We start from the raw sequence: 929 nt of genomic DNA on the forward strand, positions 1-929 counted from the left end.
ACCTTCGGGCGGCGGCGCAGCAGCCCCGTGCGTTCCTCCGTCGTCGTCATGTCCGTCGTCGTCATGTCCGTCGTCGCCCCCTACTCGCCCGTGCCCGTGAGGGAGCCGAAGTCCACGCCGGAGCCGAGGAGCAGCCCCGCCGTGAGGAGGATCATCGTGGCCGGGACCATGAACGTGGTGATCATCATGGTGGCCTTGGGCACCGCGCGCGCGGCCTTGCGGCGGGCGTTCTGCGCGTCGGTGTGGCGCATGTCCTTGGCCAGGGAGACGAGGGTGTCGACGATCGGGGCGCCGAGTTCCTCGCCCTGCTGGAGAGCCGTCACGAACATGGCGACCTGTTCGGAGTCGTTCCGCCGTCGCAGCTCCGCGAAGGCCTGGCGGCGGCTCATGCCGAGGTCCATCTGGCGGAGGGTGATGCGCAGCTCGTCCGCCCAGGGGCCCTCGTACCGCGACGCCACCCGGTCCAGTGCCTGGCGGAAGCCCAGTCCGGCGCTCACCACGACCGCGAGGACGTCGAGGAAGTCCGGCAGCGTCCGTTCGATCTCGTCCTTGCGGATGCGGATCGCCGACCAGATGCCGACCTCGGTCCAGAAGGCGCCGAAGGCGAACAGGAGCAGGGCCACGAAGAACTGGCCCCGCAGCAGGAACACCAGTCCGCCCAGGCCGCCCAGGAAGCCGTAGACCGCGCGCCGGGCCGCGTAGCGGTCGATGGTCAGGCCGCCGGGGTTGCCCGCCAGGTCGATCCTGCGGCGGTACTTGGCCACCAATTTGGGGCCCATCAGGCGCAGCACGGCGGGGGCGTAGCGCATGCCGAGGCGGTCGACGAGGGAGTCCACCGCGCCGGTGCGCGTCGAGCCCACCTCCAGGGCCAGCTGCAGGTCGCCGGGGAGCCGCGCGTCCGCCCGGTACATGCGGATGCCGGCGAAGAC

At 71.5% G+C, this 929-nt stretch carries 1 protein-coding gene; it reads right to left on the reverse strand.

From position 1 onward, the window contains the following. Positions 1 to 80: 80 nt before the first annotated feature. The coding region (locus C1I97_RS37540) for a DUF5936 domain-containing protein (RefSeq protein WP_111007320.1) at positions 81 to 929 on the reverse strand (849 nt) is incomplete at its 5' end.

It is taken from the genome of Streptomyces sp. NTH33 (assembly GCF_003236365.1).
In the GTDB taxonomy this organism is placed as follows: Bacteria; Actinomycetota; Actinomycetes; order Streptomycetales; family Streptomycetaceae; genus Streptomyces.